Annotated in this window: 24 protein-coding genes; 19 read left to right on the forward strand and 5 right to left on the reverse strand. The window is 45.6% G+C overall.

Annotated features, from left to right (window positions below; translation table 11 throughout):
• Positions 1-111 precede the first annotated feature (111 nt).
• Positions 112-3,243 (reverse strand): DUF6298 domain-containing protein, encoded by a 3,132-nt coding sequence (locus ACYQ0C_RS14575; protein ID WP_016275867.1) that lies wholly within the window; start codon positions 3,241-3,243, stop codon positions 112-114.
• A gap of 249 nt (positions 3,244-3,492) precedes the next feature.
• Here ACYQ0C_RS14575 and ACYQ0C_RS14580 point away from each other — a divergent pair, with 249 nt between their 5' ends.
• The 8 genes from ACYQ0C_RS14580 to ACYQ0C_RS14615 all read left to right on the forward strand — a co-directional run bounded on the left by ACYQ0C_RS14580 (position 3,493) and on the right by ACYQ0C_RS14615 (position 10,294).
• The gene (locus tag ACYQ0C_RS14580; protein ID WP_016275866.1) at positions 3,493-4,341 is read left to right on the forward strand and encodes a hypothetical protein; all 849 of its coding nucleotides are present in this window, start codon (positions 3,493-3,495) and stop codon (positions 4,339-4,341) included.
• Between the two features lie 34 nt (positions 4,342-4,375).
• Entirely contained in the window at positions 4,376-5,077 is a 702-nt protein-coding gene (locus tag ACYQ0C_RS14585) for an SIMPL domain-containing protein (RefSeq protein WP_016275865.1), read from the forward strand.
• A gap of 259 nt (positions 5,078-5,336) precedes the next feature.
• Positions 5,337-7,133 (forward strand): 30S ribosomal protein S1, encoded by a 1,797-nt coding sequence (gene rpsA, locus ACYQ0C_RS14590; RefSeq protein ID WP_016275863.1) that lies wholly within the window; start codon positions 5,337-5,339, stop codon positions 7,131-7,133.
• Positions 7,134-7,381: 248 nt separating this feature from the next.
• A complete protein-coding gene (locus ACYQ0C_RS14595) occupies positions 7,382-7,828 on the forward strand; it encodes a cold-shock protein (RefSeq protein ID WP_016275862.1) in 447 nt (148 codons plus the stop codon).
• Between the two features lie 70 nt (positions 7,829-7,898).
• Positions 7,899-8,828, forward strand: a complete 930-nt coding sequence (locus ACYQ0C_RS14600) for a ribonuclease Z (RefSeq protein WP_025017299.1) — start codon at positions 7,899-7,901, stop codon at positions 8,826-8,828.
• Positions 8,829-8,861: 33 nt separating this feature from the next.
• Positions 8,862-9,413, forward strand: coding sequence for an RNA polymerase sigma factor (locus tag ACYQ0C_RS14605; protein WP_016275860.1), 552 nt, complete (start codon positions 8,862-8,864; stop codon positions 9,411-9,413).
• Between the two features lie 45 nt (positions 9,414-9,458).
• Positions 9,459-9,836, forward strand: a complete 378-nt coding sequence (locus ACYQ0C_RS14610; RefSeq protein WP_025077093.1) for a hypothetical protein — start codon at positions 9,459-9,461, stop codon at positions 9,834-9,836.
• A gap of 11 nt (positions 9,837-9,847) precedes the next feature.
• Positions 9,848-10,294 (forward strand): hypothetical protein, encoded by a 447-nt coding sequence (locus tag ACYQ0C_RS14615; RefSeq protein WP_016275858.1) that lies wholly within the window; start codon positions 9,848-9,850, stop codon positions 10,292-10,294.
• Positions 10,295-10,427: 133 nt separating this feature from the next.
• On the opposite strand, the gene mazG is transcribed toward ACYQ0C_RS14615, so the two are convergent.
• Complete coding sequence (gene mazG, locus ACYQ0C_RS14620; RefSeq protein ID WP_016275857.1) at positions 10,428-11,213, reverse strand: nucleoside triphosphate pyrophosphohydrolase; 786 nt, start codon at positions 11,211-11,213, stop codon at positions 10,428-10,430.
• A gap of 110 nt (positions 11,214-11,323) precedes the next feature.
• On the opposite strand from mazG, the gene ACYQ0C_RS14625 reads away from it, so the two are divergent.
• On the forward strand, positions 11,324-13,951 hold the full coding sequence (locus ACYQ0C_RS14625) for a valine--tRNA ligase (RefSeq protein ID WP_016275856.1): 2,628 nt from the start codon (positions 11,324-11,326) through the stop codon (positions 13,949-13,951).
• Positions 13,952-14,001: 50 nt separating this feature from the next.
• Here the strand turns inward: ACYQ0C_RS14625 and ACYQ0C_RS14630 are convergent, their stop codons facing one another.
• Positions 14,002-14,445: a DUF6249 domain-containing protein gene (locus tag ACYQ0C_RS14630; protein ID WP_016275855.1), complete on the reverse strand. Its 444-nt coding sequence runs from the start codon at positions 14,443-14,445 to the stop codon at positions 14,002-14,004.
• A gap of 139 nt (positions 14,446-14,584) precedes the next feature.
• Between ACYQ0C_RS14630 and ACYQ0C_RS14635 the strand changes: the two genes are divergently transcribed.
• The 10 genes from ACYQ0C_RS14635 (at position 14,585) to ACYQ0C_RS14680 (ending at position 24,624) form a co-directional block, all read left to right on the forward strand.
• Positions 14,585-15,130: an RNA polymerase sigma factor gene (locus ACYQ0C_RS14635; protein WP_025017295.1), complete on the forward strand. Its 546-nt coding sequence runs from the start codon at positions 14,585-14,587 to the stop codon at positions 15,128-15,130.
• Positions 15,127-15,513 carry a hypothetical protein gene (locus tag ACYQ0C_RS14640; RefSeq protein WP_025077094.1) on the forward strand — a complete coding sequence of 129 codons (387 nt, stop codon included), beginning with the start codon at positions 15,127-15,129 and terminating at the stop codon, positions 15,511-15,513. The genes ACYQ0C_RS14635 and ACYQ0C_RS14640 overlap by 4 nt, the downstream gene beginning before the upstream one ends.
• Positions 15,514-16,218: 705 nt before the next feature.
• Entirely contained in the window at positions 16,219-16,881 is a 663-nt protein-coding gene (locus ACYQ0C_RS14645) for a virulence RhuM family protein (protein WP_016275852.1), read from the forward strand.
• A 143-nt stretch (positions 16,882-17,024) separates the two neighbouring features.
• Positions 17,025-17,288 carry a hypothetical protein gene (locus ACYQ0C_RS14650; RefSeq protein ID WP_128812060.1) on the forward strand — a complete coding sequence of 88 codons (264 nt, stop codon included), beginning with the start codon at positions 17,025-17,027 and terminating at the stop codon, positions 17,286-17,288.
• A gap of 660 nt (positions 17,289-17,948) precedes the next feature.
• Positions 17,949-18,875 carry a FimB/Mfa2 family fimbrial subunit gene (locus ACYQ0C_RS14655; RefSeq protein WP_016275851.1) on the forward strand — a complete coding sequence of 309 codons (927 nt, stop codon included), beginning with the start codon at positions 17,949-17,951 and terminating at the stop codon, positions 18,873-18,875.
• A gap of 60 nt (positions 18,876-18,935) precedes the next feature.
• Positions 18,936-19,847, forward strand: a complete 912-nt coding sequence (locus tag ACYQ0C_RS14660; protein ID WP_016275850.1) for a fimbrillin family protein — start codon at positions 18,936-18,938, stop codon at positions 19,845-19,847.
• Between the two features lie 32 nt (positions 19,848-19,879).
• Entirely contained in the window at positions 19,880-20,860 is a 981-nt protein-coding gene (locus ACYQ0C_RS14665; RefSeq protein WP_016275849.1) for a fimbrillin family protein, read from the forward strand.
• 140 nt (positions 20,861-21,000) lie between these two features.
• Positions 21,001-22,566, forward strand: coding sequence for a fimbrillin family protein (locus tag ACYQ0C_RS14670; RefSeq protein WP_016275848.1), 1,566 nt, complete (start codon positions 21,001-21,003; stop codon positions 22,564-22,566).
• 45 nt (positions 22,567-22,611) lie between these two features.
• Complete coding sequence (locus ACYQ0C_RS14675) at positions 22,612-24,171, forward strand: fimbrillin family protein (protein ID WP_139015984.1); 1,560 nt, start codon at positions 22,612-22,614, stop codon at positions 24,169-24,171.
• A gap of 81 nt (positions 24,172-24,252) precedes the next feature.
• Positions 24,253-24,624, forward strand: coding sequence for a four helix bundle protein (locus ACYQ0C_RS14680; RefSeq protein ID WP_016275846.1), 372 nt, complete (start codon positions 24,253-24,255; stop codon positions 24,622-24,624).
• 518 nt (positions 24,625-25,142) lie between these two features.
• On the opposite strand, the gene ACYQ0C_RS14685 is transcribed toward ACYQ0C_RS14680, so the two are convergent.
• Together ACYQ0C_RS14685 and ACYQ0C_RS14690 are read right to left on the reverse strand one after the other, a co-directional pair.
• Positions 25,143-25,592, reverse strand: a complete 450-nt coding sequence (locus tag ACYQ0C_RS14685; protein WP_016275845.1) for a hypothetical protein — start codon at positions 25,590-25,592, stop codon at positions 25,143-25,145.
• Between the two features lie 70 nt (positions 25,593-25,662).
• Positions 25,663-26,655 (reverse strand): DUF6340 family protein, encoded by a 993-nt coding sequence (locus ACYQ0C_RS14690; RefSeq protein ID WP_032941652.1) that lies wholly within the window; start codon positions 26,653-26,655, stop codon positions 25,663-25,665.
• Between the last annotated feature and the right edge of the window lie 47 nt (positions 26,656-26,702).

Raw genomic sequence — 26,702 nt, forward strand, 5'->3', positions numbered from 1 at the left:
TTATCAAAGAAGCCGGTCCAACTCAAAAAGCATCGGCTCACAAACAATAGGAACGGGGCTGGAATCCGTTCCTGTTGTTTGTGAGCCGGCAGTTTTACAGAAGTCCTCCGATTATCTTTGTAAAAAACAAACAGCACCTTCAACGGGAGCCATTAAAGTGACTTTTCCACCTCCTCTCACCTTTCCGTCTTTTTTTAGAACCGTTCCCTTGTCCGGATCGATCCAGAAAACTTTATACGTTCCTCCATCTTCCGTCAAATCCAGATGAATCTCATCCTTCACACAATACCCAAGATACCCTTTTCCGACAGCCCCCATCACCCACTGAGTATCCATATCGGTCTGTTTGTCTATAGGAAAAAAAGCGGAAGCCTTTTCATAAACCGGCAGTTCATCAACCGGCGGTACTTTGGCAAAAGAGCCACCCGCCATAAATACGGCCCAATTCATCGCATTATGAGGAACTCTGGCTGTGCTCCCATTATAAACCACTGCTTTATCAGGATACTTACGACGATATTCGCGTACCGCACGATAAACACTGGCACAAGACACAGTACCCGGATCAATCAGCCGCGCATGCTGGCGAGGAGCCAAACTTATCCCTCCTTGCGGTTCGTATAAAGTCCCATCCGCCCGATAATGCCACTGACGAATATCAATCACATCAACCATTGAAGCATGTTTTTTATCTTTCAATACAGCATCCTGCACATCTTTTGTCGCCGTCAACGCCACCAGCTGATGGTTATCACACGCATGAACCTCTTCCAGCCAAAAGTTCATAAAGTGCAACGGTCCGGTATATTCCAGCCCGATGCTATGCACCACCCCATTACTGCCATGGAACGCATTTACACTCTGACGGATGAACTTGCTGTGATATTCACGGATGACCGGACGAGTGATATCATAAAACTGTTCTGCCATATACACCCTCTTATCTCCCGAGAAAACGGTTTTTTCCGCAAACCCCAACTGGTTTATATTGTTGGCGGAACGCCAAGGATAATCACACCAGTGTGCTCCTTCCTCTATAATGTTGTGCTGATTATAATGATCATGCAACAAAACCAGTCCGTCACGGTCCGCCACTTCCACAAACCGCTTCAGACGGTTCCAGTACCAAGGATTGAATTTATTCAGATCATATTTGCTCAGGCGGTCCTGAGCTTCTCCCTGCCCGCTACGGCTATAAGGCATCTCATTAAAAGGAGCCCATACTTCAGCGTCAGCATGCATATTCCGCTCATGGTCATTCCGACGACGCTCATACCACAACCCCGTACGGTGATGAAGCACATGTGCTCCCGACAATAATAACACTTGCGCTACACTATCCGGTTCCTCGGTATATCCCGCACCGGTACGTCCCGGAACAAACTGGCTGAGCGATCCTTTTCCCTGCCATCCCGTAGTACCGGGGATCTTCTTGCGGAAATAAGTTCCGTTCGTGAGAATACGATCCCCCCGCACAATCCAGCCGTTTTTTACTTGTAAAGGTTCTGCCATGGCTATACGCTTTGTCTTTTCAGGCCGCCATTTCACTTCGCTTAAGAAAGGAGCGTCATCCCGGACTGTCTCCAAAGGATACTTCACAATCATGCTGTCTATCCACATATCCATACGCATATCCGGTCTCAATGATTGCACAGACATCCAATGAGCATACTCAGGAGTGGGCTTTGTGGTCTCATCAGTCGTGTACACATATATTTTCTCCTTTTCCAGCTGAGGAACACCCATGCGGGCTTCCAGCTGGGCATAAAAGAAACTTTCCGGTTTGACAAACGTATGCGACAATTCGTAATGACCGTTACCGAAAGGCTGCGTCCACATTCCATAGGCCCAATTATGAGCGGTGGGGGGAGTAACGCAGTGAGTCTGTGAAGCACGTCCCTGCCAGCACATAGAATTAGCCGCCACCCATCCGGCTCCCTGATCTGCCATGTCCCGATAGCCCAACTGAATAATTCCTCCGGACACGGTTATTTTATCCATCAAAATGCCATTAGAGAAGCCACCTGCAGATCCGCAGAAACTATAAGGGCGTTCGGAATGACACTGTACAAAAGCGTTAGGTCCGGGTACGGCGACTCCTACCGTAAAGTCACGGTATCCCTCTTCGGAATAACAACGCTGAAAAAGAGTAAGCTGTCCCAATGTATGAAAAGCATAACGCCGATGGTTGGCTATCTCAGACACGGGATTCAGAAATTTACAATCCTCCACAGTCACCTGCATCGCTCCTTCCAATACCATCACCGCCGAACCTGCAAAATGATGAGCCTCCACCCTACGCACCCATCCATCTTTCACATGATTGAAGGTAACCGCCTGCCAACGATGATTCTCATCTTTCAGATTCGCAGGGTCATAGTCTGAATCACAACACAAATTCTCTACCCCGACATTATGAATCCTTCCAGTCCATGAAAGAGGTAAAACATACCCACCGCCATATTGAGGATCAAGCCCCATAGTCAACGGCACATCTATAGTGATGCCGTCGGAGGACACCGCAACCACAGTACGCTCCCATACCATATCATGACGGCCGGGAGTCCATTTCGAGAAATTATATTCCTGTTCATTGCCCAGTCTGTCCGTTCCAAGTACCGAAATCCATCCGGCTGTCGACGGGCGGACGATGCGTATCTTATCTCCCGCCTTCAATGTTGCTGTTTTTTCCAAAGGAATAACCGTGGCATTTACAGGTACGTATCGCCGGGCAACACGAACCGTATCTCCTGTTTCCGCATTATCATAACCAAAGACACGAACCAATTCATCTTTCATCGGCCCCAATGCACGCAGAACCGTCCCCCCATTTTTATGGCATCCGCTACCACGAAGAACTACTCCGGAGGCCCGCATCAGAAGCTTTCCTTTCAATTCATAGTTACCGGGAGCCAGCTGAACGGCGCCTCTGAAACCATCCGGCCCCATGGGAAGAGAAGCCACATAATCCAATGCTTGCTGAATAACACCGGTGGCATCCCCATCCACGACAGGAACATAGACTTTTGCACTCACTCGGGGAATGGGATACTCCGACTGGCGGTAGCCACAAAAAGAGAAATCAGGTATCCGGTCACCATTGGGATACGATTGATAAACCAGCGAACCGGTTTCTGTAATATGAACAGGCGACTGAGGAGTCGTCTTAAAATGTGCATTTGCAGCCGCAAAGAGGAATACTCCGGCAGAAAACAGGAATACCCGGCATAAATTGTGTTTCATAGTTCCATACTTAAAATTTCGAATACACAAAAATAGCGGCAAAACAGATACGACTGATTGAATAATTGGTCAAAATCGGGTAGAAATCGAGCACTTCACTGAAATTATAACGATTCGCAAACCAATGATAAAATAAAAGCCTGGTTACTAAAATAAGATGAAGAGTCTGACAAATAAAGAGGGAAAACAATGGATATCGAATAATTTTATATTATTTTTGTAAGACTAACAATCATCTTATGATCCGATATGATAGTAATAGCAGATAGTGGTGCTACCAAAACAGACTGGTGTCTGGGCAACACCAAGACAAACAGCAGAACAGTCCGGACAGAAGGCATCAACCCTTTTCACCAATCAGCTGATGAAATAAAAGAGGTGATCGCCTCCACGCTAGTCCCCCGGCTGGGAGACACCACAGGGGTCACAGATATTTATTTCTATGGCGCAGGATGTATCCCCGAAAAGACGAACCTAGTGAAAACGGCCTTGGCACAGAGTTTTCCCCATGCGAATATACTTGTCGAAAGTGACTTGTTGGGTGCCGCCCGCGCACTGTGCGGTAAAACGGCGGGAATAGCGTGCATTTTAGGTACAGGGTCCAACTCCTGCGCTTATGACGGAGAAAAAATAACAGCCAATGTCTCTCCGCTGGGATATATCCTAGGAGACGAGGGCAGCGGAGCCGTATTAGGGAAACGGCTGACAGGCGATTGTCTGAAGCACCAGCTTCCCGATGACCTTTGCCGGGATTTCTTGAAAGAATACGATTTGACACCGGCACTGATTCTGGACAAAGTGTACCGGCAGCCTTTAGCCAACCGCTTTCTGGCGAGCCTGACTCCTTTTCTTTCCGCCCACAAGCATAGGACAGAAATACGGAATCTGTTAATTTCCTGCTTCACCGATTTCTTCACCCGTAATGTAATGCAGTATGAATACCGCGATATCCCTGTACATTTCACAGGATCCATCGCTTTTCATTTTCAAGAAGAAGTGAAAGAAGCGGCCCTCAGGCTGAATGTGTCCACCGGAAAATTTTTAAAAAGCCCGCTGGAAGGATTAATGGATTATCATTTCGAAACATCATCTTTATAAAAATATAATTGTATCACTAAAAAACGACTAAAGTATGAAAAGTTGGAAACTTGAGGCCCTCATCCTTGCCATAGGCATGTTGGTGATGGGGTATTTTATCAAACAAGGATTGGACACTTTCTCCGGCAGAGACAGAGTGGTGAACGTGAAAGGCCTGGCAGAAATGGAAGTACCGGCCAATAAAGTAACCTGGCCTTTAATGTACAAAGATCTGGGAAATGACCTTCCTACCTTATATAATAAGATAAATGCAACCAACCGGGCGATTGTGGACTTTCTGAAACAGAAAGGAATCACTGAAGACGAAATCAGCATCAACGCGCCGGAAATCATAGACATGCAGGCTGAACGTTATAACAACAATCCGGCCCCCTTCCGCTATAATGTCACTTCTGTAATCACAGTTACTTCAACCAAAGTGGAACTGGTAAGAAAGATGATCAGTGAACAAAGCGAACTTTTAAAGCAAGGCATCGCTATCACCGGCGGAGATTATCGTTACAATGTACAATATGACTATACCGGCTTGAACGATATCAAGCCCCAAATGATAGAGGAAGCAACCAAAAACGCACGGGCGGCAGCCATTAAATTCGCCAAGGACTCGGACAGCGAGCTTGGTAAAATAAAAAGAGCTTATCAAGGTCAGTTCAGCATCGAGGATCGTGACGCCAACACTCCATATATCAAACGTATCCGCGTTGTAACCACCATTGATTACTCTTTGGAAGATTAAACTCCCATCCGGCGGAGCATATCCAACAAAACTCTGCCGAAATGATGAGCAGACATTCCATCTGGCAAAGGAAATGATTAAATGGGCTACTATTATGGAGGTAAAATCAAACAGGCCTCATCCTCATTTTAATTTTATCCAGCAAGAAATTTCAGCAAACTTGTTTGTGTTTCAGTATTTTGTTGTATCTTTGCGCCCGAAATTAGATGATCAATATAATGTCTAACGTAATTAACTGAGAATTTTAACAATTTTATTAATGGAAAATTTAAAAAACATCGCTCCTGTTGAAGATTTCAACTGGGATGCTTACGAAAACGGCGAAGCTGCAACAAGCATGAGCCACGAAGATCTTGAAAAAGCTTATGATGGTACTCTGAACAAAGTAAACGACCGCGAGGTTGTGGACGGTACTGTTATCGCAATGAACAAACGCGAAGTAGTTGTCAATATCGGCTACAAATCAGACGGTATCATTCCTTTGAGTGAATTCCGTTACAATCCTGATCTGAAAGTGGGTGATACTGTAGAAGTATATATCGAAAATCAGGAAGACAAAAAAGGACAGTTGATCCTGTCACACAAGAAAGCACGTGCTACCCGTTCTTGGGATCGCGTAAACGCTGCTCTTGAAAATGAAGAAATTATCAAGGGTTACATCAAGTGCCGCACTAAGGGTGGTATGATTGTTGACGTATTCGGCATCGAAGCATTCTTGCCGGGTTCTCAGATTGATGTGAAACCTATCCGCGACTACGATGTATTTGTAGGCAAGACAATGGAATTCAAAGTGGTTAAAATCAACCAGGAATTCAAAAACGTTGTTGTTTCTCACAAAGCCCTTATCGAAGCTGAGCTTGAACAGCAGAAAAAAGAAATCATCGGTAAACTTGAAAAAGGACAAGTACTGGAAGGTACTGTTAAAAATATCACATCATACGGTGTATTCATCGACCTTGGCGGCGTAGATGGTCTGATCCATATCACTGACCTGTCTTGGGGCCGTGTAAGCGATCCGAAGGAAGTAGTTGAACTGGATCAGAAACTGAACGTAGTTATCCTTGATTTCGATGACGAAAAGAAACGTATCGCTCTGGGTCTGAAACAACTGACTCCGCATCCATGGGATGCCCTCAGTTCTGACTTGAAAGTAGGTGATAAGGTGAACGGTAAAGTTGTTGTTATGGCCGACTACGGCGCATTCATCGAAATTGCTCCGGGCGTAGAAGGTTTGATCCACGTTTCTGAAATGTCTTGGTCACAGCACTTACGTTCTGCTCAAGATTTCATGAAAGTAGGTGATGAAGTGGAAGCTGTTATCCTGACTCTTGACCGTGACGAACGTAAGATGTCTTTGGGTATCAAGCAGCTGAAACAAGACCCATGGGAAACAATCGAAGAAAAGTATCCTGTAGGTTCTAAGCACACTGCAAAAGTTCGTAACTTCACTAACTTCGGTGTATTCGTAGAAATCGAAGAAGGTGTGGACGGATTGATCCATATTTCTGACCTTTCTTGGACTAAGAAAGTGAAACATCCTTCTGAATTTACTCAGATTGGTGCAGATATCGAAGTTCAGGTATTGGAAATCGACAAAGAAAACCGTCGTCTGAGCCTTGGTCACAAGCAGTTGGAAGAAAACCCATGGGATGTATTCGAAACTGTATTCACAGTAGGTTCTGTACACGAAGGTACTATCATCGAAATGTTGGACAAGGGTGCTGTAGTAGCTCTTCCTTACGGTGTGGAAGGTTTTGCAACTCCGAAACACTTGGTAAAAGAAGACGGCTCTCAAGCTCAACTGGATGAGAAACTGTCATTCAAGGTAATTGAATTCAACAAGGATGCCAAGAGAATCATCTTGTCTCACAGCCGTATCTTTGAAGATGCTGCCAAGGCTGAAGAAAGAGCAGAAAAGAAAGCCGCTTCCAATGCAAAGAAAACAGCTAAGAGAGAAGAAGCTCCTGCTATCCAGAATCAGGCTGCTTCTACTACTTTAGGTGATATCGATGCACTGGCTGCTTTGAAAGAACAGCTGGAAAACAAAAAGAAGTAATCAGTTTACTTTAAGATAAACCAAAAGGATGCATTTGAACGGATGCATCCTTTTTTTATGCCATAATTTCTTAAAAAGGAACATATTCTATGGAATATCCGCAATAAAACCGTATCTTTATAGAGTAATAAAATTTCGAGTCAGCATTTCACTACGACTTCTCCCCCGTTTTCTTATTACTCATTATTAATTCCATACACTTCCCCTTAGCAGGCCGAACTGTATATTACTAATTTAAAAAGAACCAAATGGCGAAACCTATTTCATTTACCAAACGAGATCTGGAAAAGAAAAAACAAGAAAAGCGCTTAGCAAAACAACAGAAAAAAGAAGAAAGAAAAAACAGCGGCACATCCTCCTTCGAAGATATGATTGCCTATGTAGACGAGAACGGTATGATAACCGATACTCCTCCCACTCCTGATAACAAGCCACAAGAAGTGGACCTGTCCACGATTGAAGTTTCAACTCCCCGCAGGCCTGAAGAACCGGTAGAACTGGTGCACGAAGGAAGAATAGAGCATTTCAATGTGTCCAAAGGATACGGATTTGTAAAAGACTTGAAGAATGCCGAAAAATATTTCTTCCATATCAGCGGATTGATAGACAGTGTAATAGAAAACAATATCGTGACTTTTGAACTGGAAAAAGGATCACGCGGAATGAATGCAGTGAAAATAAAACTTAAGAAATAGTTCAATCCCATAATGCCGTTTTTACGGCATTTTTTATTTTCCATTCAAAAAAGATCGTATCTTTGTAACGATGGAGAAATTTGAAGTACATATATTAGGATGCGGGTCAGCACTACCGACTACACGGCATTTTGCAACATCACAAGTAGTAAATGTCCGTGAAAAGCTATTCATGATAGACTGCGGTGAAGGAGCACAAATGCAATTACGCAAATCAAAACTGAAATTCACCCGGCTAAACCACATATTCATTTCGCACCTGCATGGCGATCATTGTTTCGGACTGATAGGACTGATATCAACTTTCGGCATGCTGGGAAGAACAGCTACGCTCTATATCCACTGTCATGCAGAATTGGAACACCTTCTTGCTCCGCAACTCGACTTTTTCTGCAAAGGCATGAGTTACAAAGTAGTTTTCCAGCCTTTCGATCCGGGCAAAGCCGAAGTGGTTTATGATGACCGCTCACTGACCATAGAGACAATCCCCTTACGCCACCGGATACCCACCTGCGGATTCCTTTTTTCCGAGAAACAGACTCCCGCCCATATCCGGCGCGACATGATTGACTTTTATGAAATACCCGTATATGAAATCAATCGAATAAAGAATGGCGCCGATTATACATTACCGGACGGAAGAATAGTACCCAACAGCAAACTGACTGTCCCTTCCGCCCCTCCCCGCCGGTATGCCTATTGCTCAGATACTATATATCTGCCACGCATCATAGACCAAATACACGGAGCGGACTTGCTGTTTCATGAAGCCACCTTTGCACAAAGTGAACAAGCCCGTGCGAAAGAGACCTTTCACACCACTGCCGCACAAGCAGGAGAAATAGCCCGCGCCGCAGAAGTAAGACAACTTCTTATAGGACATTTTTCGGCACGCTACGAAGACGAAAGCGTATTGTTGCAGGAAGCATCAAACATCTTCCCCAACACTCTGCTTGCACGGGAAACATTAAAAATTTCCATAGAATCCGTTAAACCATAACATGAACCGGACATCTAATAAAAAAACAGAAGCATGAACACTTACAATGAGAAAGAAATAATAGCGTTGTTGCAGGACCCGGCACGACAGAAAGAGGCATTCGAATGTATTGTCAACGAATACAGCGAACAGCTATACTGGCAGATACGCCGGATGGTACTTTCTCATGAAGACGCTAATGATCTGTTACAGAATACATTTATCAAAGCCTGGATCAACCTGGAGTATTTCCGTGCCGAAGCCAGAATGTCGACCTGGCTTTACCGCATAGCCTTGAATGAATGCCTGACCTTTTTAAACAAGCAACGTGCCACCAGCCAGTTATCTATAGATGACACCGACGCAGACATGGTGAACAAGCTGGAAAGCGATACCTACTTTAATGGAGATGAAACTCAAAGATTATTTCAAAAAGCATTACTGACGCTACCAGAGAAACAGCGTATAGTATTCAATTTAAAATACTTTCAAGAAATGAAATATGAAGACATGTCCGAAATACTAGGAACAAGCATCGGAGCACTGAAAGCCTCCTACCACCATGCAGTGAAAAAAATAGAGACTTTTTTGAAAGAGTGCCTTTAAACCTTTTTAAAAGAAATGTATCTAAACTAATAAAGGAGAACCACTATGAAGGAAGAAGATGAATTATTAAAAAAATACGGGACAAAAAATCCGTTCATGGTACCCGAAGGTTATTTCGACAACTTCTCAAAGGAGTTGATGAATAAATTGCCGGAGAAGGAACTAACTCCTGCTCCACAAGAAAATATAACCGTTTGGCAGCGCATCAAGCCTTGGGTATATATGGCAGCCATGTTCTGTGGATTGATGCTCAGTGTCAGAGTCGTTGTAGGTCCCCCGAAACAAGACACTCCTATTTTTACAGCTACAGAGACTGAACAATTCTCTGACGAATATATTGAAACGATTTTAGACCATTCCATGATGGATGATTACACGCTCTATCAATATTTGACAGATGCGAATTCAGATATGTATAATTAAATAATAATCACATGATACAAAAACTGGCAACCTTGCTTATCATTTCATGTATAAGCATTTCGATACAGGCGCAAGACAGAAAGAAATCCGGTTTCACTAAAGAAGAATTCAGAGCCAGGCAAGAGGCATATCTCATGCAAAAGGCAGAAATAACGCAAGAAGAGGCAGCCAAATTCTTTCCTGTCTATTTTGAATTACAAGACCGCAAGAAGGCGGTAAATGACAAAGCATGGGAACAGGCACGCAAAGGAAAAGATCCCAAAACCAGCGATGCTGAATATGAACAAATCATAGAGGGCATTGTCAAGGCACGAATAGAAGCCGATAAACTGGATCTGGAATATCTTCAACGATTCAAGAAAATCCTATCACCCAAGAAAATATATAAGTTGCAACGTGCGGAGATCAGATTTCACCGTGATATCTTAAAAATCATGCACCAATCCCACAAGAAATAAAAGCAACAAAAGATATTTCCAACTTTCCCCAAATCCATCAATCCAACTGAGATTTGGGGAAAGTGTGCTTTCTGACGTCCGATGGGGGATAAAACACAGTTCCGCAACACTCCCCCTACGCAAGAGCCGGAGACTACAGCCCCTTCTCCTTCGCCTCATTCCAAACGGCATCCATCTCTTCCAAAGTCATATCTTTCAGATTCTTTCCTTGCTTGATGGTATGTTCCTCCAGATAATTGAAACGACGGATAAACTTCTGATTGGTAAGCTCCAATGCATTATCCGGATTTATCTTATAAAGCCGGGCCGCATTAATGAGACTGAACATCACATCGCCAAATTCGGCTTCCGCCTTATCCTTGTCCATATTCTCCACCTCAGCCTCGAACTCTCCTATTTCCTCCTTCACTTTTGTCCACACCTGAGAACGCTCTTCCCAATCGAACCCCACGTTGCGGGCCTTGTCCTGAATGCGATACGCTTTTATCAACGAAGGTAATGCAGACGGGACACCACTCAGCACCATCTTGTTTCCATCTTTCTCTTTCATTTTCAGCTGCTCCCAGTTTTCAGTCACCTTCTCGGCAGTATCGGCTTTCACTTCACCAAACACATGAGGATGACGGAATATCAATTTCTCACAAAGACGGTCACACACATCCTTGATATCAAAATCGCCTGTCTCACTACCTATCTTTGCGTAGAAGGCCACATGCAGCAATACATCACCCAACTCTTTGCAAATATCCTTCTTGTCATCCTTCATCAAGGCATCACAAAGCTCGTAAGTCTCTTCAATCGTATTGGGACGCAAACTTTCATTGGTCTGTTTCCGGTCCCAGGGACATTTCTCCCGTAACTCGTCCAAAATATCGAGGAAGCGGCCAAATGCTTCCATTTGTTCTTTTCTTGTATGCATAATCAATTTATTAATATCATTTTGTCGTGCAAAAGTACACAATAATCCAATGACTTTTATTAATTTTGCACTCAATTATGCGATAATCAATTAAATAAACAAAATATAAAATGGAATTAGCAAGTAAGTACAATCCCGCTGACGTGGAGGGAAAATGGTACCAGTATTGGCTGGACAACAAACTCTTTAGTTCAAAACCCGACGGACGTGAACCTTACACAGTCGTCATTCCGCCCCCTAACGTAACCGGAGTGCTCCACATGGGACACATGCTAAACAATACCATTCAGGATATATTGATACGCCGCGCCCGCATGGAAGGCAAGAATGCCTGCTGGGTGCCGGGAACCGACCATGCTTCTATCGCTACAGAAGCCAAAGTGGTCAACAAGCTGGCCGGACAAGGTATCAAAAAGACCGACCTCACCCGTGATGAGTTTCTGAAACACGCCTGGGACTGGACAGAAGAACACGGAGGCATCATTTTAAAACAGCTGCGCAAGCTGGGTGCATCCTGCGACTGGGACCGTACCGCGTTCACCATGGACGAGGAACGTAGCGAAAGTGTCATCAAGGTATTTGTTGACCTTTACAACAAAGGTTTGATTTATCGTGGGGTACGCATGGTAAACTGGGATCCGAAGGCATTGACGGCTCTCAGTGATGAAGAAGTTATTTACAAGGAAGAACATAGCAAACTGTATTATCTCCGCTACAAAGTAGAAGGTGATGCCGAAGGACGCTATGCGGTGGTAGCCACTACTCGTCCCGAAACAATTATGGGAGATACCGCCATGTGCATCAACCCCAACGACCCCAAAAACCAATGGTTGAAGGGCAAGAAGGTAATTGTTCCGTTGGTAAACCGTGTGATCCCGGTGATCGAGGATGATTATGTAGATATTGAATTTGGTACAGGATGTCTGAAAGTGACACCCGCCCATGATGTGAACGACTATATGCTGGGCGAAAAATACAACTTGCCCAGCATTGATATCTTCAATGACAACGGTACCCTGAGTGAAGCTGCCGGACTGTATGTAGGCATGGACCGCTTTGATGTACGCAAGCAGATTGAAGAAGACCTGCAAGCTGCCGGATTGCTGGAAAAGGTGGAAGCTTATACCAACAAGGTAGGTTTCTCGGAACGTACCAATGTAGCCATCGAACCGAAACTATCCATGCAGTGGTTCTTGAAGATGCAGCACTTTGCAGATATGGCATTGCCTCCTGTAATGAATGACGAACTGAAATTCTATCCGGCCAAATATAAGAACACTTACAAGAACTGGCTGGAAAATATCAAAGACTGGTGCATCAGCCGTCAGCTTTGGTGGGGACACCGCATCCCGGCATACTTCCTGCCCGAAGGCGGTTATGTAGTAGCCGGAACAGCGGAAGAGGCTTTGAAACTGGCACAAGAAAAAACGGGGAATGCCCATCTGAAAATGGAAGATTTACGTCAGGACGATGACTGTCTGGACACTTGGTTCTCTTCATGGTTGTGGCCTATTTCTTTATTTAACGGCATCAATGATCCTAATAATGAAGAAATTAACTATTACTACCCTACCAGCGACTTGGTGACAGGACCGGATATCATCTTCTTCTGGGTGGCACGTATGATTATGGCCGGATATGAATACAAAGGAGACATGCCGTTCAAGAATGTTTATTTCACCGGTATTGTACGCGACAAACTGGGACGCAAGATGTCTAAGTCTTTGGGTAATTCGCCCGACCCGTTGGAACTGATTGACAAATATGGCGCCGATGGCGTGCGTATGGGTATGATGCTTGCCGCTCCCGCAGGAAACGACATCTTGTTCGATGATGCACTGTGCGAACAGGGACGTAACTTCAATAACAAGATATGGAATGCGTTCCGTCTGGTGAAAGGTTGGGAAGTGGCCGACATGGCACAACCCGAATATGCACGCCTGGCTACCGAATGGTTTGAGTCCATGCTGGCGACAACAGCTGCAGAAGTGGCAGACCTATTCAGCAAATACCGTTTGAGTGAAGCGCTGATGGCTGTCTACAAGTTGTTCTGGGACGAATTCTCAAGCTGGTATCTGGAAATGATCAAGCCGGCATACGGACAACCCATTGACAAAGCGACTTATGAAAAGACTTTGGGTTTCTTCGATAACCTGCTGAAGTTGCTGCATCCGTTCATGCCTTTCATTACCGAAGAATTGTGGCAGCACATTTATGACCGCAAAGAAGGGGAAAGCCTGATGGTTCAACAACTGAATATCCCGACTGCTTGTGATGAGACGATCGTCAAAGATTTTGAAGTGGTAAAAGAGGTGATCGGTGGTATCCGTACCATCCGCTTACAGAAAAACATTGCACAGAAAGAGGCGTTGGAATTGCAGGTGGTCGGTGAAAATCCGGTGGCTGCATTCAATCCTATCATTACGAAATTGTGCAATCTCTCTTCCATTGAAGTCGTGGAAAACAAAACCGACGGCTCCGGCTCATTCATGGTGGGAACTACTGAATATGCGGTACCCTTGGGCAATATGATAAACGTGGAAGAAGAACTGGCGAAACTGGAAGCTGAATTGAAGTATCAGGAAGGTTTCTTGCAAAGTGTTTTGAAAAAGCTGGGCAATGAGAAGTTCGTGGGAAAAGCACCGGCAAACGTTATTGATATGGAACGTAAGAAACAGGCGGATGCGGAAAGCAAGATTGCTTCGTTGAAAGAAAGTATCGCTGCTTTGAAGAAATAAAATAAGAAGAAAGGGATGTCCGAAAACTATTCAGACATCCCTTTTACTACTTAATCACGAGTAAGGTCCTTCCTGCTTTTCCGAGAGATTTTCAACTCTACTATAAAAGCGATAACCAAACCCAAACCGCCAAAGAGCAAGACACTTGCACCATAAATCAATGAAGCCAACTCATTCATGCGCCAATTATTCTCTGTAAAAAAACCGGGTATCGTGGTTACACCAATCATATAACCTATCAACAGCCCAAGCCCCATTCCCAGCAACAAGCAACCAAATTTCAAGGCCGAGAAAGAAGTCGGAGAAGAGGACATGAAAGAAGTTCCTACAGGAAGAGGCAGACTTAACCTGTTCCCCAACATGGAAGGATCTAACTTGTCTCCCAATTTCTCTATTATAGCAAGACGCTCCTTCTTACCCACAAAAAGCTCAAATAATTTGTAGATTCCCAATGTAATGATACCTACAACAATCCAACCGGTAATGTAACTCATGATTTTTTCTATTTAAGTTATTAATTTTGTTCCTTTGTACCCTTTAGACGCAGGGACATCAAGGAGGTTACACTTTTTTGAAAGGAAAAAAATCTTTTTTTATGTAACCTTTCTCTTAGCCTTGCGTCTAACAGACAAAATGAAAAACGACGAAGCAAATATTATTCATAGAATAGTGAAAGGAGAGACTTCTCTTTACGAGTACTTTCTGGATAAATACAGCCAACAGGTATTTGTCTTGATTGTACGTATCGTAGAGAATCAGGAGGATGCGGAAGAGTTGACCCAGGATACTTTCCTGAAAGCCTTTGAACATCTTTCGTCGTTTAAAGCAGAGAGCAGTTTTTCTACGTGGATATACCGCATTGCATATAACACGGCTATTTCGGCCACCAGAAAGAAAAAACAAGATTTATTTGTGATGGATAATGCCGTGTTGACAAATATATCCGACCAACAAATAGATGACACACTGAATGATGAAAGTGAGGAAAGAATAGGAAAACTCAATGAAGCCATCAAGAAGCTGGATGCCGAGGAACGTGCTTTGATTTCTTTATTTTATAATGAAGAGAAGCCTATCGGAGAAATTGCTCTTATTCTGGGATTGACGGAAAGCAACACAAAAGTGAAGTTGCACCGGATACGCAAAAAACTATATATACTTATAACGGAAGCAGAATGAACGAAAAACAAAAAGATAAAGGATTGATGAAGGCCATGAAGGAACAGCCAACCTACCGGCTACCTTCCAACTTTACCTTCCGCACCATGCAGAAAGTAGAGGAAGCCCTACTTTTGCGTGAAAAGAAACTAGAGAGAAGAACATTGCTGGCCACCATCGCCGCTTCTTTATTCTTGATACTAAGCAGTGGTACAGGTCTGTACATCTATTTTGGAGATGCGATCAAGGAATGCCTCCGCAGTACTTTCCTGGCAGGTGGGCAGATCTTGGATATACAATTTCCTCCCATTTATCTGTTATTCATCGTCACGATACCTATATTTATGTTTTTTGACCGATGGATGAGGAAACTATATTTTAAACATCATGCCTGCAGGGGATAATACATACGTACGTGTAGGCCGATGCTTACTAACGTGTAAGCCGATGCTTAGTAACGTATAGGCTTACACGTTACTAATGTTGGGGCTTACATGTTACTAACGTTTATTGTTGAACAAGCCTAGCCTGTTCAGTGAACAGACTTACTCTGTTCCGAGTGCAGACCTAGTCTGTTCAACGTACAAGCCTAGCTTGTTCAGCGCATTCCCCCCTCACTAAGTCAACATCCCCCTTTCTCCCGTCACCCTTTCATTTTATACCATACACACAGGCAATCAGCCGATTAAAGCTGAAACCACTTCCCCTCACTCCCGTTTCAGCCGTATGGCTGTCTCCTTTCACTGAAATCGGTTAACTCGTGCTGAAAAGACAATGACAGGAGTCTCTTCATAGCCGGAACGCCCATCATCAGGGCATTTCAGCGGTAGCTGAAAGGAGAAAAGGAACAACCGGATTTTATCGCTGGACCATTTAAAATGAAGATAATTTCAGCACCTCTACATGTTAATGAACAACATGGGCAGTTTAATCAATCATAAAAAACGTAAGACATTGAAAACAAAAGCGTTCTTTGCATAAGACCGGCTGCACCTCAGCATAGCTCAAGCGAGCTTGGCTCTGCATTCGGTTTGCGCGTTCTTTGAAAGATTGTATGAGGAAAAGGGGTGAGATGGAGAAAAAAATGTTACCTTCGCATTCGTAAATAGTTGAAAAGCATCATTATAACGGAGAACAAAGGAGAAATCATACTATACCAGCCCGACGAGGAGGTGAAATTGGAAGTCCGCTTGGAAGAGGATACGGTGTGGCTTAACAGGCAGCAATTGGCAGAACTGTTTGCCCGTAATGTCAAGACGATAGGCAAACACATCAACAATGCCTTAAGGGAAGAACTTGTAGAGATGACTGCGGCAGTTGTCGCAAAATTTGCGACAACTGCCGCAGACGGAAAAGTCTATCAAGTGGAATACTACAATTTGGACGTGATTCTATCTGTCGGGTACAGGGTAAAGTCAAGCAGGGGCATTGAGTTCCGCCGTTGGGCAAACAAGGTACTGAAGGAATACCTGTTGAGAGGGTACTCTGTCAACCAGCGACTGATCGGTATGGAGCAGCGCATAGACCGCAAATTGCAGGAACATGAGCAACGCCTGAACCGGATAGACGGTAAGATTGATTTCTTCGTCCGTCACAACAACCAGTATCCGTCCATCGACATCCGCACCTATAGGGGATGCCACGATCGTTTCCTGATAGTGGACGGCAATGACATCTATCACATCGGTGCCTCGCTGAAAGATCTCGGCAAGCGGATGTTCGCTTTCTCCAAACTGGAGATCCCGGCTTCCGCCATCATGGATTTGCTGTAACCCTCTCACACACACCTGCCACAGAAAGAAGGCTTATTTTAAGAGCTCTGTCAACAGAAAACACAACCATTCCTTGTCCACCGGCAATTACAAACGGTTGAATGTGACATACAGCGGCGCTCCCTCTAATACTCCCACTGTACGTGCGCTTGCCGTGGGCGACTTCTATTTATTCGGACGGTGGCGCATTGTTCCGGGAAGATCCCCCAGCTCCTCCGAGCGAAAGTTGTATCGGTGTAGTGTATTGGGTGGGGAGTATTATAGAGGAAGACCCTTTGTTGAAAAGAAACTACCCCGGCTGTACGCACGGACTGGTAGCATCCTTGCAGGATGTCGGGCAGACAATATGGAGTTCCGACTATGAGTCAGTCTTTAAGTACCGTAGTTTTGTACATAATTTCTTTTGAAAGGCTGACAGACAAAAGTACGAGCAGGCAAGGTCGGACTTGTCCGGGTAGCTACCCATGCTTTTGTCCTTTCCTAAAAGACACCGGAATGCCTTGAAATAACTACTGAATCAACAAATTCATTATTAAAACAACAAAAATACACCCCTAAAACAGCAATTGTCAAATTTAAGGTGTCTGACTTTTGGATAGTATCGTAATTAATACTAAGTTTGCAAAAAAGAAACAATATCGTATTTAATTTAAAAAGAGGTGTTATGCCCCAAGTGAAAGCACATAAAGAAGTGCCTGCAAGAAAAGATAACTTTTCCTGCATTTTTTCATGTCGGCATTTGCTGGTTCCAACTATTTTATTAAACACACACACACACACACACACACACACACACACACACACACACACACACACACACACACACACACACACACACACACACACACACACACACACACACACACACACACACACAAGCAGACGCATGTAAACCAAAGTTCCCGCGCGCGTAATATACCCAAAAACAAACAAATAACCATACATCCCCACAAAGAGAATATCTTTTCTTTTTGTGGCTTTTTTATATTCCTGCCCCTCCTTTGGGAACAGGGAGACCACCCCATAAACAGACAACGTTTAATCAATCATAAAAAAATACCGTTCACATGAACAGAATGACTATCCGCACGGACAAACGTGCAATTCCAACAATAAAATGGTCCGGCATCTGTCAGCTGCTGACCATCGCAGCCGCCATCCTGCAACTGACCGGCTGCGCAAAGGATGACCGGCACAATACCCCACATCCGGACAGGGGCGCGGTGCGGATAACCACCGACTGGTCGGGACGCTCGTCGGACGCATCCGTGCCCGCCAGCCATACGCTGCGCATCGGAGCAGAGAGCCAGGAGGTGACGGCGGAAACCAACACCTTCAAAAGCCTGCTGCCACCGGGCAGCTACCGGTTGCTGGCATACAATACCCCCGAAGGTGTTTCCATAACGGAGAATACCGCCACGGTGGACCCAAAAGACGACGGCACGCTCACCCCACAACCGGGAGTGCTGTTTTCCGCCGCAAAAGAACTGGATGTGACGGCAGACGACACACTAAAAGTCACCCTGCCGATGCAACAGCACATCCGCAGCCTGACGCTGACCCTGCAACTGGCGGAAGGCGACAAGGAACGCATTGCCGGGACAACCGCCACGCTGACAGGCATCGCGCACAGTCTCGACCTGGTGACGGGCGAACAGACCACCGGACAGACGGGACAGACCGTTGCGCCGGAGTTCAAACTCAGTACCATAACACCCACCCGTGCGGAGGAGGAAAAACCGGCACTTGCCGCCATGCTCCGCCTGATGGGCGTGATAACCGATGAACGGCAGACGCTCACCCTCACCGTCAGCCTGAAGGACGGCAGCGTGCAGACCCTCGTGACCGACCTGACCGACCTGCTGAAAGGCTTCGGCGGCACGATGGAGGCCTTGCGGCTGGATGCATTGCTCAACCTGCCCACGGAAGGCGACATGGGCGGTACCATCACCGGCTGGAAGGAAGTGGACAACGGCGATATCACTATCCACTAAAAGCGGAGAGCAACGATTGAAACGATTGAAATTAAAAACCCCCAATAAAATAAGAAGAATATGAAAAAGCAAGCATTTATCTGCGTACTGCTGGCAGCCGTCCTGTTGCCGGGTTGCAGCGAAGACGGAGAAAACACCCCGCAACCCACCGACGGACGGGTTGCCCTGGAAGCCACCAGCGGCATCCGGATGAACACCCGCGCCTACGACAACACTTGGGAAGCCGGAGACGCCATCGGCATCTACATGCTGGACGACGATGCGACGGACGGAAACGGAAACCACAAGTACACCACCGCCGAAACAGCCAAGACCGGCAGTTTCACCGCTACCGAAGGACAGACCCTTTACTTTCCGGTGAATGGCGATGCGCGCGACTTTACCGCCTATTACCCCTACCGGGAAACATTGAAGGAGGGCAACGTGTACACCGTCGATGTAAAAAACCAGACCCCACAGAAGGATATTGACCTGATGGGTGCTGCCAAAGTGACGGGCAAAGACAAGAACGACCCGAAAGTGGCGTTCGTCTTTACCCACAAACTGGTGAAACTTGCCATCACCCTCAAGGCGGACGGGACCTCACTGACAGATGCCGACCTGGCAGGCACCACTGTCAGCCTCAGCAACCAGCAGACGGCTGCCACCTACAATGTGGTGAAGAGCGGCGAGGCGACCGTTACCACAGGCACATCGGCAGAAATAGCCCTGCATACCGACGGACTGAAAGCCGAAGGCATCGTGCTGCCCGCAGCGACTACGAAAGACATGGTGTTGACGTTTACCGTGCCCAAATTGGATAATCAAGCGTTCCACTGGAACGTGAACAGCGCCGAAAAGTCACAGGCGTTTGTAGCCGGAAGCAAATACCTCTACACCATCACCATCAGCAAAGTCGGTGTGGAAGTCAGTTCCACGGTAGAAGACTGGACACTGGGCAACGGTGACGGTGAGACGGGCAATGCCGAGTAATATATGGATTATACTATAAACAAACAATAAGAATGAAAGTAAAGTTATTTATGACAATGGCAACCGCAACGATAATACTGGCAGGTTGCAGCAACGATGAGAACGAGGTAGCAGACAACTGGAACGGCGAGATACGCCTTACGAGCGGGGTAACGGTGCAGACACGCTCCAACACGCAGGCAACGCAGATACAGGAAGGCGAAACGGTTTACGTATGGGCGGACAAGGCTTCCCCTACTACGGAGTATATAAAGGCATGGACGCTTACAGCCGATGGCAATAACGGTTTTAAGAATAATTCCACTCCACAATATTATCCTACCGACGGCAGCAATCTGGATTTCTATGCCCTGCATGGAAACTTTGCATCGAATGCATTTACGGAAAATACTGCCGAATTTCCTGCCACAGCTATCGTACATTCGGTGGAAGCCGACCAGTCGGGTACGGAAGCCTATGCCAAATCCGACCTGCTCTATGCCGTTCAGAAAAACGTAGCCCGTAGCAAAGATGCGGTAGAACTGACTTTCTACCACATGCTCTCCAAAGTAGAGGTGGCACTGAAATCAGGTGACGGTAACCCGGATCTGACAGGTGCTGCCGTGACGATTGTAGGGACAAAGCTGAAAGCGGACTTCACACCGGACAAAAGCGCAACAATAACCGAGCAAGTGGCTCGTGCAGGTATGATAACCATACCCGGAGACAACAATGATGCTACTCCGATTACCATCCGCACGGTAACAACAACCGATTTCAACGGTAACAGCGAGCATGGTGAAGCGGTTGTCCTTCCGAAGCAGACCATAAGCCAGAATACCCCATTTATCCAAGTGACACTTGCCAACAAGGCCGTATTCAGCTACAAGATTCCTGATGCCGGTGGTCTGACCCTTGAAAGCGGTAAGAAATACACCTATAAGATTACGGTGAACCAAACCGGGCTGACTGTCACTTCGAAGATAGAAAACTGGACGTCAGAAGAAAAAGTAGGTGATGCCGAAATGGATTAAGGCGCATCCGTAATCCGGGTACGAAATTCAGCCATCCCGCACACAAGCGTAATGTGCGGAGGATGCAACCCATAGAGGTGGCACACGGGCAGCTTCGCCGCTGCCGGTGGTACAAGTGATAATAAAAACAGAAAAATAATATGATGAACCAATCAAATCCATTCAGACATTTGGCGGTGGCGGTCTTCGCCTGCCTGATGGCCGCCTCGTGCAGCGATGTGACCGACGACAGCACCGCCTTGCCGGACGGTAAATACCCCATGACGTTCACCGCCAGCGTGGACGGGCTGACCACCACCCGCGCTACGACTGACAACAATAGCCGATGGACGGGAGGCGAACAGGTAAACATACAAGTGAACAACACGTCAAAAACCTATACCGCCACCAGTGACGGTGCCTTGACCTTGACCGACGGCTTTTATTGGCAGGACAAGAACAGCATAAACGTCAAAGCCTGGTATCCGGTAAATTTCAATCTTGCCAATATCACCAGACAGAACGACGGCAATAACTATGCCCAACTGGATTTCCTGTATGCCCCTCAAAGCAGCGTCCCCTTCAACACCACCGCCAGCCTGAACTTCGAGCACCGCATGACAAAAGTCACTGCCACCCTGAAAGCAGGCAGCGGGCTGACGGACAGCGATTTGCAAAACGCAGAAGTGAAGTTTTACGGCTACACCACTGCTACGGTGGATTGTGCTGCCGGTACCATCACCAGCCCAAGCACCAACGCCTGGATAACAGCTTACCCGTCCGGCAGCAGCTATTCCGCCCTGCTCGTCCCCCAGTCTCCTTTCACTGCCGGAGAGAAGTTTATCAGCGTCACCATAAGCGGCAATACCTATTATTATACTCCATCGGTCGGTGATGCAGATACCGAAGCCGGAAAAGCATACAATTACACCATCACGGTGCATAAAAGCGGCATGATTGTCTCTGCTGACGGTTGGGAGAGCATGGGCGATGTGACGGGTACGAATGACACAGAACCATATATCATTACCGTAACGGGTGAAGGGATAAGCGATATATCCATTTCTAACACGACAGACGTACCGAACGGTAAATTTAGCTATCCGCTCGATGCCACGGATAATCCGGTATTGACTTTTAAAGTAAATGAAGGGAAAGGGGTGACAGCCGTGGAACTGGTAGGCTGGTGTAAATACAACCAGACTTTTGATGTCACGCAAAGGCAGTTTACATTCACGCTTTCGGATATAAGTACCAGTGTGGATATCCATCTTGTTACGAAAGATACGGAATCTCCGCAAGTGGGATATTTGGTATATGAAGATAAAACCATCTCTCAAAATTTTATTAATCCGCCTGCCGGCATTGTCTATAAGATAGAGAATAAAAAAGTGTATGTCGTTGCATTGGAAAGCGGTGGATACATAAATAGAAATGCGGATTACTGGGGAGCAGTCTCCAACCACAAGCCTGCTATCCAGGGTTGCAGCTGGGGTGTTTCAGAACAATCGTTAAGAGACATTTTCGCAGTGCAGGAAGCTAACGGGGACAGTTCATGGCCGTCACATTGGAAACGTTTATACGGGCAGCATTGGTATGGAGATGACGGTATTTCTTGGGGATGGTCAATAGGTAACGCCACCGGTGAACGTGGGCATTTTAACAAAGATTACCCGGATTACGGAGGTGCCAATACACGTGCCTTTTGTACGATAACAATGCCATAAATAAAATATCCGATAATGATAAAAAATAGATATACAACAAGTGCTATGCTACTATTCATCCTATTTTTGAGTGGCTGTGCAGAACAGGAAATGGATTCTCCTATTCATGGAGACAGTTTCACAATCGAAGTGTCCGATGGTGGCTTTCTTTCGGCAGATGCCGGTGTGACTACCCGTGCTGTAGAAGATGGCTTTAAAACCGTATTTACCAGCGGTGACCGGTTGGGATTGATAGTGACCGACGGCGGCAGCCAACTGGTGATTGACAATAAAGCCTTTACCTTTGACGGCACAAAATGGACGGACGCGGGCGGCAGCCAGAATATAACTTATGATGCCTCCTATCGTTATCTTGTCTATTATCCATACAGCGAAACTATGAACGGTAAAAAGACGGAAGACGAGATAAAAAACGCTTTCACTCCCAAAGCCGACCAACGTAATTATGCCGATTATACCGCATCCGATTTGATGATAGGTACCGGTGGCATGTTCAACACCGCCGGGAATATTTTAAGGATGGAGTTGAAGCACGTCCGGACGATGCTTATACTTGCTCCCAAATACACATACGAGTGGAAGGGGCAGACTTATAATTGGGTACCGGATAATTTTTCCGATGGCGGTCTTGTCATCGGTGACAACGTGTATGTTCCATGGCAAAGCGGCACGAATGAAACGCGCTTGTTGCTTTCCGCCTCCGAACTGTCATCAGGTTCCATCCGTTACTTTTATACGCAAGGTGGGCAGAAGAAAACTGGGACGGCTGTGATAAGCGGCGGACAGCAGGGAAAATATCAGTGGATTGTTCCGGAAACGTCGGTATATACCCTTGCTCCCGGTGCTGTATATTATGCGGATGGAACCTTGTTGCCTTCTGCTGCCGGATATACCGGCAGCACCCCTATAGGCATTGTTTACAGTACCGACGTCAGTCGTATCAGTACGGCGGCCAAACAAGCCTTGAAGGAAAAAGGCGTAGACACCCCTCACGGTCTTGTCATGGCACTCACCAATGCTTCAGACGGTTGCCGGTGGGGAGAATACGGTAAAGATGAAAACAGCGGCGGCGCTGATGGAGAACCTTTCAAAGAAAACACCGGCACATTACAGAAGCAGTACAATAACATTGACGGTTACGGTGAAACGCATTGGATAATCGACACCTATAAAAATAGTGGTAATGCTTTAAAGGATACCTATACCGCCTTTTACCATGCCAGCCGCTACGGTACGGCAGAGAGCAGCACCGGGAAATACGCTGCTCCCTCCAATTCCACCGGTTGGTTTATTCCCAGTATGGGGCAGTGGTGGGATATTCTGTCCAATTTGGGCAATGTAAATTTAGACGAACATAAGGCTGATACAAATAAAGATAATGTCTCTATATCCGGTGCCGCTTCAACAGCCGTGGCTAACATGAATAGGTATTTGGAGAAAATCAGCGGTGCAACGCCATTCAGTACGGATACTTACTTTTGGTCGAGTTCGGAGTACTATGGCTACTATGCCTGCTACGTGCGCTTCTACGGCGGTGGCAATCTGTACTTGTACTGGTACGGTAAGAACTACGCCCCCAGGGTGCGGTGTTCCTATGCTTTTTGATCTTATTTATCTATTACGGCGTAGCCGTTACTTTATCTATTTAAACGAATAACCCGCTTCGCGGGTCGAAACATATTTTTTATGGCATTATCCGAAGATTTACCTCTTTATCGTGACACCTTGCGGTTGTTGAACCTGCTGATTCCTTTATCGCAAGGTTTTCCCCGGTTCTTCCGGTATAATATGGGAAATCGGATGATAGAATTGAATCTGGATATGTTGTCACTGATTTATAAGGCAAACAGCAGTTACGAAAAGGTGGCGGTTATCACTGAGTTTCTTGATAAATACCGTATGCTGCAAATGCTATTCTGGGTTTGTGTGGAACAGCAAGTCATTACAGAAAGGCAATATGCCGGGTTTGCCCTTGTCATGGATAAGATAGGCAAGCAGGGTACAGGGTGGAAACAATACAGTGAAAAAGGAAAAGCAAACAATGAGAACAGAAAATAAAGGCAAGAAACATTTTGTTGGCGGGAGTCCGGTCGGTTACGGCTTGCCGGAGAGAGTCGGTTTATTAAAAAAGGGCTATCGACAGGAAGGCTTGTCCTTCTTGTAAAGACAAAACAGATAACAATAATTGGTCGAGTTCGGAGAACGACAACAATCCGGCGAACTATCCTCGACCTGCCGGAAAACATGCCCGATGCCGAAATGGAATAAGCCGCATCCGTAAACCGGGTACGAAATTCAGCCATCCCGTACACAAGCGTAATGTGCGGAGGATGCAACCTATAGAGGTGGCACACGGACAGCTTCGCCGCTGCCGGTGGCACAACGTAAGGCATTGAAAACAAAAAAGTTATTTGAAAGATTGTGTTGGAAATTCAGGAGGATTTGAAGGAAAAAGCCTATCTTTGTCGGTAAAAACACCAAATAGGTAATTGCTTTTCTTGAAAATGCAATTACCTATTTGGTGTTACAGCATCGGAGAGGATATCAGCTTGTCCATGACCTGCTATCCAAATGATCTATTTTTCGAGTAAGTCTTTCAAGAATGCGTCCAACTCTTCGTCCAGCCCTTTCAAAAGTTCATCGTTCAGCAACAAAGTGTCTTCATCATCTATCAGCAAAAGTTCGGTAATCGTTTCCTTATCCTCATCCACCAAAACAAAAGAATAAGGTTTCAGGATAGCCAGCTTTTCTAAAGCTCCCACTTCTTTCAACGAGTTGATCTCACCACGAAGTACACGTTCTGCAATCGCATAAAAATCATCCTCGCTATAATCTACCCACTCTTCAATGATGGTACGCGACAATTCTTCGTCATCGTCGTTAAAAATAATCAATTCACCGCTATCCTGCTTAGGCTGCAAGTGTATATCGGTGACTATTGTTCTCTCTCCATCCGTCGTATATTTATCAATCGCTTCCCGGAGCGAAGATGCAATAGAAGCATGTGACTGTGCACTGAGTTTCATACCCAAATCAATTTTATGTATTATTTATATCCAAAAGTACAAAAAAAATCTTTCCCTCAACACTTATTCTCTAAAAATTATCATCAAAACGTTTCATTTGTATTCTTAATCTGGATAACTTTCCTTCTCTTTCCTCCAGTTCCGATGAATAGAAGTCTATCAACTGTTCATCCCTGCTGCCGGATTTTACTAATTTCCTGGCTTTTCCCAACCAATCTCTAGCCTGCTTCATATTATCCTTTATTTCATAATATAGTGCAATATTAAAAGCGGCTTTCATCTTTTGCTGACCTTTTCTCTTCTCATAGGCAGTATTCCACAGATTATACGCGCCGTCCCAGTCATTCTCGCGAAGACATACACCGGCATCACGCATTTCTATGTTTCCACCGTCGTAATAAAAACGGGTCACTTCATTCCAATGGGGCAATAAATGTTCCACAGGCACCGAAGCAGCAAACTCCGAGGCCTCCTTCACGATCGTCTGATCCGAGAGAGCCGGACTCATTTCCCAGGAAATGGTGTCCTGTTTGGCTACAACAAACAAAGGCTTGTCACGACTGGGGATATACAGCCTGATTATGGGAGATATAATTCCATCCACTGCATCTACGGGCACAGGATAATCCGGATAGAGCAAGATCCCCGGTTTGGTCTGGATATGAATGCGGTCGAATGACAATATCATATCCACCCCCAAATCCTCACTCAGTTTCTGTATTTCCTCTTTGGTCAGAACGACATTGGCGCGGGGCACTTCATCAGTTGCCCGGAATGCAGAATCACAGATAACCACTTGATCAAAATAGTTCACATTGGCAATATTCTCCGCCAAAGCTTCGGAGGCCACCTTACCGTCTCCTTCCAATTCAGCACTCAGGATTTCATGATTATCTTTGGCTTTAAAGACGGGCATATTGTTTATCACGGCCACCTTTCTCACCGCATCCGGAAAACTGACATCGCCCGCTTGTAGCTGGTCAAAAGAGATGGTCTGCAAACTGCTGCAGGAAGCAAGGAATGTTCCGGCAACCAGCATCATTAGTGAAACAGTTTTTTTCATACGATCATTTTTTCTTTGGGAACAAAAGTACGCTTATTTACGCAAGA

Source organism: Phocaeicola sartorii JCM 17136 = DSM 21941, from assembly GCF_054653615.1.

Coding starts and splice junctions, on each gene's coding strand:
- mazG (WP_016275857.1), bottom strand. CDS start 11,213: ATGCATACAAGAAAAGAACAAATGGAAGCATTTGGCCGCTTCCTCGAT.
- ACYQ0C_RS14690 (WP_032941652.1), bottom strand. CDS start 26,655: ATGAAAAAAACTGTTTCACTAATGATGCTGGTTGCCGGAACATTCCTT.
- ACYQ0C_RS14580 (WP_016275866.1), top strand. CDS start 3,493: ATGATAGTAATAGCAGATAGTGGTGCTACCAAAACAGACTGGTGTCTG.
- ACYQ0C_RS14660 (WP_016275850.1), top strand. CDS start 18,936: ATGAAAAAGCAAGCATTTATCTGCGTACTGCTGGCAGCCGTCCTGTTG.
- ACYQ0C_RS14605 (WP_016275860.1), top strand. CDS start 8,862: ATGAACACTTACAATGAGAAAGAAATAATAGCGTTGTTGCAGGACCCG.
- ACYQ0C_RS14665 (WP_016275849.1), top strand. CDS start 19,880: ATGAAAGTAAAGTTATTTATGACAATGGCAACCGCAACGATAATACTG.
- ACYQ0C_RS14585 (WP_016275865.1), top strand. CDS start 4,376: ATGAAAAGTTGGAAACTTGAGGCCCTCATCCTTGCCATAGGCATGTTG.
- ACYQ0C_RS14595 (WP_016275862.1), top strand. CDS start 7,382: ATGGCGAAACCTATTTCATTTACCAAACGAGATCTGGAAAAGAAAAAA.
- ACYQ0C_RS14655 (WP_016275851.1), top strand. CDS start 17,949: ATGAACAGAATGACTATCCGCACGGACAAACGTGCAATTCCAACAATA.
- ACYQ0C_RS14600 (WP_025017299.1), top strand. CDS start 7,899: ATGGAGAAATTTGAAGTACATATATTAGGATGCGGGTCAGCACTACCG.
- ACYQ0C_RS14630 (WP_016275855.1), bottom strand. CDS start 14,445: ATGAGTTACATTACCGGTTGGATTGTTGTAGGTATCATTACATTGGGA.
- ACYQ0C_RS14575 (WP_016275867.1), bottom strand. CDS start 3,243: ATGAAACACAATTTATGCCGGGTATTCCTGTTTTCTGCCGGAGTATTC.
- ACYQ0C_RS14670 (WP_016275848.1), top strand. CDS start 21,001: ATGATGAACCAATCAAATCCATTCAGACATTTGGCGGTGGCGGTCTTC.
- ACYQ0C_RS14685 (WP_016275845.1), bottom strand. CDS start 25,592: ATGAAACTCAGTGCACAGTCACATGCTTCTATTGCATCTTCGCTCCGG.
- ACYQ0C_RS14635 (WP_025017295.1), top strand. CDS start 14,585: ATGAAAAACGACGAAGCAAATATTATTCATAGAATAGTGAAAGGAGAG.
- ACYQ0C_RS14675 (WP_139015984.1), top strand. CDS start 22,612: ATGCTACTATTCATCCTATTTTTGAGTGGCTGTGCAGAACAGGAAATG.
- ACYQ0C_RS14680 (WP_016275846.1), top strand. CDS start 24,253: ATGGCATTATCCGAAGATTTACCTCTTTATCGTGACACCTTGCGGTTG.
- ACYQ0C_RS14640 (WP_025077094.1), top strand. CDS start 15,127: ATGAACGAAAAACAAAAAGATAAAGGATTGATGAAGGCCATGAAGGAA.
- ACYQ0C_RS14610 (WP_025077093.1), top strand. CDS start 9,459: ATGAAGGAAGAAGATGAATTATTAAAAAAATACGGGACAAAAAATCCG.
- ACYQ0C_RS14615 (WP_016275858.1), top strand. CDS start 9,848: ATGATACAAAAACTGGCAACCTTGCTTATCATTTCATGTATAAGCATT.
- ACYQ0C_RS14625 (WP_016275856.1), top strand. CDS start 11,324: ATGGAATTAGCAAGTAAGTACAATCCCGCTGACGTGGAGGGAAAATGG.
- rpsA (WP_016275863.1), top strand. CDS start 5,337: ATGGAAAATTTAAAAAACATCGCTCCTGTTGAAGATTTCAACTGGGAT.